A 10,040-nucleotide genomic window follows, 5' to 3' on the forward strand; every position below is an offset into this window, starting at 1 on the left:
AAATAATCTTTATTTATTGCTATCTATTAGATGCTGTGTCTTGGGCTGTTACTGTTTTCAATAGGCTCATAAGCGATGGCTCTAACCTGCCATCAAGTATGGCATCAATAGCAATATAATAATATTTTTCGTCCTTAATGATTTCACGACATTTAACGGCATCTTTTTCGGTCATCAGCACAGGATATTCATCATCAAAGACTATGTCTTCAGTTTGATAACGGTAATGATCGGAAAAATGATGCTCGATCACTGTTAAACCCAATGATCTTAGATAATTATAAAATCGCTGTGGGTTTCCAATGGCTGCAATGGCATGAATACTCGTACCAGTAAAGTGACCTATTGGCTTCTCTTCATTATTGATTAAACACCTTGGCGCATGAGAATGCATCGTCATGTTGTAGTGGTCGCTGTTATTGCTGCCCTTGTTATAAGTACCAAGACCATTAATCACCACAAAGTCGACTGTTTTTAGCCGCTGCTCAGGCTCGCGTAACGGGCCAGCAGGCAAACAATAGCCATTACCCAAACCGCGTGATGCATCAATGACAGCAATTTCGATATCACGTTCTAAACGATAATATTGCAAGCCGTCATCCGACACAATGATATTGCAGCCCTGCTCGATCAATAATTGGCTGCTAGCGATTCGATCTGGACAAGCGACGACAAGACATTGTGTCCGCTGCGCGAGCAACACTGCCTCATCGCTAAGCTTGAAGGGGTCGCTGTTAGCAGTCACCATAAGCGGTTCTTTGTCTACATTACCACCGTAACCACGGGTAATAATGCCAGGTGTGTAGCCATGTTTCTTAAGCAAGGCGATCAAGGCAATAACCAATGGTGTTTTGCCAGTGCCACCAACACTGATGTTGCCAACCACAATAACGGGCACGGGCAATCTAATACTTTTCAGTACACCTGATCGATAGAGTAATTTTCGCAAACTAATTAAGCCACGAAAACACCATGACAGTGGCCTTAATAACGTTGCCAGTGTATTACAGTGATACCAATAATGATCGAGGCGAAGCATTTATTTAAGGACTGTTGTCTGTGTTCTTATTATGCCCATTAAACTGTAGACGGTGCAGGTGCGCATAATGACTATCTAAAGCCAGTAATTCTGCATGCTTGCCTTGCTCAACTAAACGCCCTTTATCGAGCACAACGATGCGATCTGCATTTTCAATTGTCGATAGTCGATGAGCAATCACTAGGGTAGTACGCCCTTGCATAAGACGTTTTAATGAATCCCGTATTAGTCCTTCTGATTCCGAATCTAGCGCAGAGGTAGCTTCATCCAAAATCAATATAGGTGAATCTTTAAGTAATGCCCTTGCAATAGCAATACGCTGGCGTTGGCCACCCGACAATAAAACACCCTTATCGCCGACTTCTGTGTCAAATTTATCAGGCAGACGATCGACAAATTCGCTAACGTGTGCGGCATCAGCCGCTGCCATAACCTCTGCTTTAGTACGACCACGCAGACTGCCATAAGCAATATTATTATAAATACTATCGTTAAATAAAATAACCTCCTGACCAACATAAGAAATCTGTTGCCGTAGGCTTTTCAGGCTATAGTCATTAATATTTATTTCATCGAGAATGATTGCACCACTGGTTGTGGGATAAAGCCGCAACAATAAATTCATCAGTGTTGTTTTACCACTGCCTGAGCGACCGACTAATGCTACTGTCTCACCAGGCGCTACATTAAAGCTGATGTTCTCAAGTATAATGTCATTGCCTTGATCGTAATGAAATGAGAGATTTTTATAGGCAATCGCGCCCCGCGCCTTGGCAATTGAATAACTACCTTTATCCGTCTCTATATCGTGATCTATTAAGCCGAATACGCTGTCAGCCGCCGTGATGCCGCGTTGTAATGACTCGTTAATTTTGGCCAGTCGTTTTAAGGGGGATAACAACATTAACATGGCCGCAAAAAGAGAGCCGAAGGTGCCAACAGAAACCGGGGTGGTAAAAGTATCGTTTGTCGCCAAGTAAATGATGCCAACCAAAAACAATACAGGTATCACCTGTATCACTGGCACACTGAGTGCAGTTGTTAGAATCATTTTCATATTTTGTTTGCGATTACTTTCATTAGCGCGTTCGAAATTATCTTCTTCCTGCTGCTGACCTTGAAAGGTCTTAATGATTTGCTGCCCCTCTATAGCCTCTTCGGCAATATGCGCAGTGTCGCCCATTGAGGCTTGAATACGACGACTGATTTTCCTAAAACGTTTGCTGACATAGACTGCCATCAAAGCAATAATCGGTGCTGTCATAATAAAAATGAGGCTAAGTTTCCAATTAAGGTAAAACATCCACCCCAGCAAAGCTAAAACAGTAAGCGAATCACGAACAAGTATCGTTACAGCATTAGTCGTCGCAGTTGCTACTTGTTCGCTATCAAAGGTAAATTTCGACAGGATATGGCCTGAAGATGAGTGATCAAAATACTTCGTTGGCAAATGGGTTATTCGTGTAAACATTTGGCGGCGAATATCTTTGACCACATGGCGGCCAACGCTAGCCATATAGTAAGTTGAAAAGAACCCGCCTAGAGAGCGGGCAATAAAAACAAGCAACAACAATAATGGCGTCCATAGCATCCATTGAGGATCACGATTAACGAAGTTTTGGTCGAGCAACGGTTTAATCAATGCCGCAAATGCCGCATCTGTCACGGCATAACAGACCATGCCGATGACAGCAATAATAAACGTCCCTTTATAAGGGCTGACATAGCCGAGCAAGCGTCGGTAGGTGGTTACCGCCGTGCCGTTAATCGGTGCTGGCATTAGCGGCCGTCTTGGAGGCTGTTTTGGGTTACGCTTGAGAGTCGACGAATGCCAAGCTGTGCTGCAACATCCATCGCCGTAACAACCGCTTGGTAAGGCGTGTTGGCATCGGCAACCAAGGTTACTGGTGGGTTCTTACGACGAGCCATGGCATCACCTAACGCACGTTTTAATGTCGCCGCTTGCGTGTTAACCAATCGTTGTTTATTGACAAAGTACTGACCATCAACATCAATGGTAATTTCAATCGACTCAGAAGTGCTTTCTATTGCATTCTCTGATGACTCAGGTAGATCAATTTGTATTTCCGACTGGCGATTGAACGTGGTTGATACCATAAAAAAGATGAGTAATAGAAACACCACATCAATCAGTGGCGTAAGATTAACGTCAAGCTCAGTTGTCCCCTGCGGTCTAAGGTTCACAACTAATCTGGGTCCTTCTCACGTTCGCCGTGCAAGACCTCGACAAGTTTTAATGCCTCTTGCTCCATAATATTGGCCAGCTCCGTGACACGGCGTTGAAAATGGCGATAAAACATCAAGCTGGGAATGGCAACAGAAATACCGGCCGCAGTGGTAATCAAGGCTTCAGAAATACCGCCAGCCAATACCGTAGGATTACCCACCCCTTGGTCTGTGATCGCAGCAAATACCTTGATCATGCCAATGACGGTGCCTAGCAAACCAAGTAAAGGCGTAATAGACGCAATCGTACCCAGCGTATTAAGGTAACGCTCCAGCTCATGTATTACTTGACGACCGTTCGCCTCAACAGCTTCCTTCATCACTTCACGACTGTGGCGCATGTTAATAATGGCGGCAGCCAAAACACGTCCTAGCGGTGAGTTATTACGCAAGCCAGACAAACGCGAGGCATCAAGTTGACCATGCTGCGCCCATTGCCATATTTCAGTGACCAGATTTAACGGACAAACTGCTCGTCGCCGTAAAACCCAAAATCGCTCGATAACGATGGCCATAGCAACAACCGAGCACAAGAGGATGGGATACATTAGAAACCCACCGGCACCAACTAGTTCAAGCAACGCTCTACCCTATATGTTATTACTAAAAATACTTCTAACCGCCGGCAATCATACCGAACTCTTCATCAGATCGAAACGACTAAGTTGATGCAAGAAATTTCTAAGTCCGCCTGTAAACTATAGTCTATAGCTTGTTCAGTATTTTTATCTGACTGTATGCCAAAATCGTCGCTGCTCAAGCCGGTATTGTCTTGGTTCTGCAATGTCACCATCGCCATCCAAAACAAAATGTAATGCGCCCGAATCATCACTACGATACGCCTGCGCACCTATATCTTGATACCGCTTAGCAACCTGCTCTTTAGGGAAACCATAACGATTACGGTAACCTACAGTATATATCACATAATTTGGATTAATATTGTCAACAAGGCCTTTAGTCGAAGAAGTACGACTACCATGATGCGGTGCTACAACAATATTCGCATTGAGCTTATCACGTTGGTGGGTTAGTAAATAACGCTCAGCGTCTTTCTCAATATCTCCTGGCAACAACACCGCTTCAACACCATTGCTCACACGCAATACACAGGATCGATTATTACGGATTTTACGTTTATTCTTAACACTGTAGTCAGTATCCGGGTGCAGCCACTCAAAAGTAACTCCATCCCATTGCCATGACTGCCCTGCCATACACGCCTGATACCCCAATGGGGGCGCATTGCTACTGCTGTCAGTAAAAAACGAGGGCACAGAAGTGAGTACTTGCTTGACGCTTATTCCCGCTAAAATCGATGCCGCTCCACCAATATGGTCATTATCGGCATGACTAACAACCAGCATATCAACTTGTCTCAACCCTTGCGCACGTAAGTAGGGCAGAACGACAGCGCTGCCCATGTCGAACTGATCACTAAAACGCGCACCCGTGTCGTAAATTAGAGTGTGGTTTTCAGTTGTTATTACCATAGAGCTACCTTGACCCACATCTAATACACTCAGCCAAAAGGTATTTTTTGCAGGACGCTCAATACTGTAAAAAAACAAGGGTAAAAACCCGACAATACCTAGCCATCTTGCCGGCCAACCACGTGGAGCCAGCAACCACAGCGTTCCTACCATCAACATAATGGTCGAAGAAATATCCAACACAGGTAAATCGATGGGTAATGTTGAATATTTGTGCACAGTTACCAAGACTTGTTCCAAAGCAACCAGGCTGTAATGTGCTGCAAGCAATAACCACCCTGATAAAACTGGCAATACATCGACAAACACTAAAGCCGATAAGGTCAATGGCACAGTAATCAGGCTGACTAATGGCACAGCGATGAAATTGGCTAGTGGCGATAACAACGGCACATTTTGAAATAAGACAATGAGCAAAGGTGCCAAACCAATCGCAACGATCAAATGTATGCGGCCAAAGCGCCACCAAAGACTGTTCGTTGTTAAACGATTACCGAGGCAAAATAAAATGACGCCCACCGCCGCATAAGACAACCAAAACCCTGCCGACAAAGCCGCTAAAGGATCGTAAATCAGTACAGCCAGTAGTGACAATGCCCAGATATGACTGAGCGCTAAAGGGCGTTGAAAAATAATACCGAGCATGGCCACCGTCACCATAATCAAAGCGCGTTGTGTCGGTATCGAAAACCCCGCCATCGCGGCATAAAGCAATGCCGCAACCCACGCCAATATCGCTGCAATGCGTGGCGCAGGAATATTGAAATATCGCCCTAAACTGCGTGGCCATAACCAGCGTACCGTAAAAAATACCCAGGCGGCGATTAAACCAATGTGCAATCCAGAGATCGCCACAAGATGGCTGGTGCCGGTGTCTTGTAAACGTTGCCATTGCTGACGTGAAATTTGCCCGCGCTCACCTAAAGCAAGTGCTTGGATAATACCCACTTGGTTTGAATCGCCCACCAAATGAGTAATACGATCAAATAAATGCTGACGTAAACGATAAAATGCATCAACCATATTATGGTTATCAAGTCGGCTATTGGTCGCTGCCTTTCTGACATAGCCAGTGGCATTAATGCGTTGTTGCAATAGCCAACGTTCGTAATCAAAACCACCGGGGTTCATCATGCCATACGGGCGTTTTAACCGAACAGTCAAGTGCCAACGCTGGCCTGATTCAATTTGCTGTGACATACCATACCCATACCACGACAGCCTGACACGTTCAGGGCCGGTAACTACCACACCATCGATACTGATATTCTCTATTGCAAAAATAAATTTAGTGGAATTGTCTCTTCTTGCTGGAATCGATACGATTGATCCCTCTATAATCGCGTCCTTACCCTCAAGCTCAGGGGCTAAGGTGCCGTCTAATAAGATTGATGCGCGCAGCGATAACCAGAGTACGCCGCATAACAGCAATGCCACAGTGCTAACACGAGGCAACCACAGCAACACTAACAGGAGTGGAAACAGCAACAACGACCAGACAAGCGACGGTAAATGAGTGAATTGCAAGGCAATCACCACGCCGATGAGAAAAGCGATTGTCCCTAATCGCATGGTCAGTCCATAAAAATACGATGCAGCAACTCACATCATACGTTGGAAATTAAGGTATGCCAAAACGATGGCTAAAACAATGGATGCCAGATAGCCATACCTTACGTAACCATCGTCACATCAACCTGTTTGGCAAGTTACTGCATGACCCCAATCTATGGCATTTTAACCGTCGCTCGGTATCGGGTGGTTTCGCTGTTGGCTTGTTTGTCGCCTTCATGCCAATCCCTTTCCAAATGGTTTTTGCCGCTGCCATCGCTATTGGCTCACGCGTCAATCTCGTGGTTTCAGCAACCTTATGCTGGGTGACTAACCCCATTACCATACCGCCATTTTTTTATACTGCCTATCTCATTGGTAATTCATTACTGGGCAGAAAAAGCGGCAACTTTAACTTCGAAATGTCGTGGGCCTGGCTACAAAACAGTCTTGGTACAGTCTGGCAGCCCTTTCTGTTGGGCTGCTTCATTATGGCAGTAACTGCTGCGATATTTGGTAACCTAGCAATACGTGCAATGTGGCGTTGGCAAGTCACTCAAAATTGGATTACTCGGCGCAAGCTTCGCCGTATCAAGAAAAAAGCAGAAGCTTATTTAAAAAATACACAAAGTGATGAGCCGAAAAACCATTGATCACAGAGCCAATAAGCACCTCCCCAAAGCCTGCCCCTGTATCAAGTACGGGGCAGGCTCCGTGCTTGATACAGGGGGCATAATACTGTGAGCAAACAAAGCTCTCCTTGCTGGTTCGTTTATATTATCCGTACAGCAAGTAATACTTTATACACCGGTGTCACTACCGACGTTAGCCGACGGTTTAAGCAACATAGCTCAGGCAAAGGCGCTAAATATCTAAAAGGCCGCTCACCTATCACGCTCGTTTTCAAACAAAAAATCGGCTCACGTAGTGATGCGCAACGCATCGAACATTGGATCAAGCAACAACCCAAGCAAGCCAAAGAAAGTATCATCGAGAAATTAATCGAACTTCCCGACTAGCCCTAACCTTCTCCGGTTACAACCCTATGAGATTTTAGGTAACAAATAATATCGCCAGATTCATATAGCCACTGTACCTCACCATTATCTTTTTCTATTCGTAAGCAAGGTACTTGCTTTTTTCCACCACCGGCAATCAATTCGGCTTTATATTGTGGGTCAGCGCGAATGTTTTTCAACACCAATTTAATCCCCATCCAGCAAAGTGCTAATCTGACTTTAGTGCAAAATGGACACCCTCTGAAGTAATAGAGCTGGTGATTCTTTAGAGTGTAATGGTGTTTCATGCTAGCTCAATAAAATTGATCAGATGTTTCAATACTCAACACTTAAATTTCCTCGCCTACGTAGAGCCATTTCCCTAAAATTTTTTGAAATAGAGATCTTTCATGATGCGTGCATATCTCACCGTTCTCGCCAAGAAACAATGCATTAAACTCAACAAAGCCTTCCGCACCTTGCTCTGAACTATTGAGTACTTCTAGCTCTACCCATGTGGCTGTCTGTAAAGATAGGTTGGCGACTGACAAACTTTTGTTCTGACTCGGCAACCATGTTTGTAATAAATACTCGCCGTAATCACCTAGTGCGTAAGCACTATAACGGGAACGCATGAGTTGTTCGGGAGATTCGGCAATTTTCTGTTGATTTAAAAATTGATCACAGCAGTCTATAAATAATTTCCCACTGTAACATACACACAATTCACTCATCGCAGAGCTACTCCCGTGAAAATGAATGGCAGAAGCCTATAGCGTAAAATTGATTATTTTTTCGTGTGACTAACTACGCAAGCTCAGTTTGCCATCTGCCAACACATAGATCTTATCGGTTCTTTCTGCCAGGCGTAGGTCATGTGTCACCAGTAACAGGCTGGTGTTCATTTCTTGATTGAGTTCTAACATTATTTGGTAAACCTGGTCGGCATTTTTTTGGTCGAGATTTCCGGTTGGTTCGTCGGCCATAATGCATTGTGGTTTCGTCACCAAGGCACGCGCAATGGCGGTACGCTGGCGTTCGCCACCTGATAGCTCGGCCGGTTTGTGAGTTAGGCGATGACCTAGTCCGACGCGTTTTAAAATATTTTCTGCCTGTTCAGTAGCATCATTCAATGCGATACCGCGAATGCGTAAAGGCATGACTACATTCTCTACTGCGGTAAATTCAGGTAACAGGTGATGCAATTGATAAATAAACCCTAAGGCACGATTACGTAAATGGCCACGCTGTTTTTCATTCAGGTTGACAATGTTTTGGCCAGCTATCCACACTTCACCACGCGTAGGCTTATCCAAACCACCGAGCAGATGCAATAAGGTGCTTTTGCCTTCACCTGAGGTTCCCAATATTGCTACTTGCTCACCCGCAGCGATACTGAAATCAATGTCTTTTAATACTTCGACATTGAGTGATCCTTCATTATGTGTCTTGGCCAAATGTACGCAACGTAAAACGTCGGTCGTAGCGGATGTGTTATTCATATTGGCTTATTCATATTGCAGGGCACTGGCAGGTTGCAGGCGTGAGGCGCGCCAGGCCGGGTATAGCGTCGCTAAAACAGTTAATACAAACGACACTATGGTAATGGTAATGACATCTGACCAATGCATGTCGGATGGAATTTCACTAATATAATAGACCTCTGCGGGGAAGAACTGTTGGCCTAAAAACCCTTCAATGGCGGGCACAATGACATCAACATTGCTGGCTAAAGCGATACCACCGAGAGCGCCAAGAATAATACCAAAGATACCAATAATCGTTCCCTGCACGATAAAGATACCCATGATGCTGCCTGGACTAGCTCCTAGCGTTCGCAATATGGCGATATCGCCTTCTTTATCGGTAACTAACATGACCAGTGCAGAAACAATGTTAAAGGCAGCCACTGAAACTATCAGAAACAAAATAATACGCATGACGCTTTTTTCTGTTTCTACCGCTCTAAAATAATTGACATTGGTTTGTGTCCAGTCTGTCACAAAGTACACTTCAGATAAGCCTTCCAATAACCGCTTGGTCACGGTTGGTGCAGCAAACATATCGTCGAGCTTGAGACGAATACCACTGACCTGGCCTGGCAAACGAAACAGCTTGGCGGCATCATCTATGTGTACTAAGGCCAAGGCGCTGTCATATTGATACATGCCAATGCGGAAAATGCCACTAACGGTAAAACGCTTTAAACGTGGTAGCACGCCGACCGGGCTGACGGTTGCCTGTGGCGTAATCAAGGTGATCTTGTCACCCACGCGTGCATTGACCGCGCGTGCCAAATCAAACCCGAGAATAATATTAAATTCACCTGCAACTAGGTCGTCAAAATGACCTTCTAACATGTGATCGCCAATATCGGATACGGTAGTCTCGTGGCCGGGAGATATACCACGTACCAGCGTGCCATTGACCTTGCCCCCCGAGCTGATCATGCCTTCACCGCGAACATACGGTGCTGCCCCTTCGACGCGGTCAAATGCTAACGATTGGTCTATCAAGGCTTGCCAATCTGTCAAACGGCCATTGATACCACTGATGGTGGCATGGGCTGTGGCGCCAAGAATGCGGTCACGTATTTCTTTTTGAAAACCGTTCATTACTGATAAAACGGTAATCAAAACGGTAACACCTAAGGCGATACCCAAGACCGAAATCAAAGAAATAACGAAATAAAATGGTTGCGGCGCTTGGCGC

10 protein-coding genes and 1 pseudogene are annotated in these 10,040 nt (G+C 45.0%); 2 read left to right on the forward strand and 9 right to left on the reverse strand.

The window, feature by feature from the left end; all coding sequences use genetic code 11:
• Positions 1–19 precede the first annotated feature (19 nt).
• The 5 genes from JKY90_03865 to JKY90_03885 all read right to left on the reverse strand — a co-directional run bounded on the left by JKY90_03865 (position 20) and on the right by JKY90_03885 (position 6,351).
• Entirely contained in the window at positions 20–1,039 is a 1,020-nt protein-coding gene (locus JKY90_03865) for a tetraacyldisaccharide 4'-kinase (protein ID MBL4851402.1), read from the reverse strand.
• Positions 1,040–1,043: 4 nt separating this feature from the next.
• Positions 1,044–2,819 carry a lipid A export permease/ATP-binding protein MsbA gene (msbA, locus tag JKY90_03870; protein MBL4851403.1) on the reverse strand — a complete coding sequence of 592 codons (1,776 nt, stop codon included), beginning with the start codon at positions 2,817–2,819 and terminating at the stop codon, positions 1,044–1,046.
• Complete coding sequence (locus JKY90_03875) at positions 2,819–3,244, reverse strand: biopolymer transporter ExbD (protein ID MBL4851404.1); 426 nt, start codon at positions 3,242–3,244, stop codon at positions 2,819–2,821. The genes msbA and JKY90_03875 overlap by 1 nt, the downstream gene beginning before the upstream one ends.
• 2 nt (positions 3,245–3,246) lie before the next feature.
• Positions 3,247–3,867: a MotA/TolQ/ExbB proton channel family protein gene (locus tag JKY90_03880; GenBank protein MBL4851405.1), complete on the reverse strand. Its 621-nt coding sequence runs from the start codon at positions 3,865–3,867 to the stop codon at positions 3,247–3,249.
• 144 nt (positions 3,868–4,011) lie between these two features.
• Positions 4,012–6,351: a DNA internalization-related competence protein ComEC/Rec2 gene (locus JKY90_03885; protein MBL4851406.1), complete on the reverse strand. Its 2,340-nt coding sequence runs from the start codon at positions 6,349–6,351 to the stop codon at positions 4,012–4,014.
• A 56-nt stretch (positions 6,352–6,407) separates the two neighbouring features.
• Here JKY90_03885 and JKY90_03890 point away from each other — a divergent pair, with 56 nt between their 5' ends.
• Entirely contained in the window at positions 6,408–6,983 is a 576-nt protein-coding gene (locus tag JKY90_03890; GenBank protein ID MBL4851407.1) for a DUF2062 domain-containing protein, read from the forward strand.
• Positions 6,984–7,070: 87 nt separating this feature from the next.
• Positions 7,071–7,349 (forward strand): GIY-YIG nuclease family protein, encoded by a 279-nt coding sequence (locus tag JKY90_03895; protein ID MBL4851408.1) that lies wholly within the window; start codon positions 7,071–7,073, stop codon positions 7,347–7,349.
• Positions 7,350–7,351: 2 nt separating this feature from the next.
• Here the strand turns inward: JKY90_03895 and JKY90_03900 are convergent, their stop codons facing one another.
• From JKY90_03900 to JKY90_03915, 4 genes and pseudogenes are all read right to left on the reverse strand, one after another.
• Positions 7,352–7,636, reverse strand: coding sequence for a glutathione S-transferase N-terminal domain-containing protein (locus JKY90_03900; protein MBL4851409.1), 285 nt, complete (start codon positions 7,634–7,636; stop codon positions 7,352–7,354).
• Positions 7,637–7,678: 42 nt separating this feature from the next.
• On the reverse strand, positions 7,679–7,963 hold the full coding sequence (locus JKY90_03905; GenBank protein MBL4851410.1) for a zinc chelation protein SecC: 285 nt from the start codon (positions 7,961–7,963) through the stop codon (positions 7,679–7,681).
• Positions 7,964–8,131: 168 nt separating this feature from the next.
• The gene (gene lolD, locus JKY90_03910; protein ID MBL4851411.1) at positions 8,132–8,830 is read right to left on the reverse strand and encodes a lipoprotein-releasing ABC transporter ATP-binding protein LolD; all 699 of its coding nucleotides are present in this window, start codon (positions 8,828–8,830) and stop codon (positions 8,132–8,134) included.
• A 6-nt stretch (positions 8,831–8,836) separates the two neighbouring features.
• A pseudogene (locus JKY90_03915) lies at positions 8,837–10,040 on the reverse strand (lipoprotein-releasing ABC transporter permease subunit).

Source organism: Gammaproteobacteria bacterium (assembly GCA_016765075.1).
Classification (GTDB): Bacteria; Pseudomonadota; Gammaproteobacteria.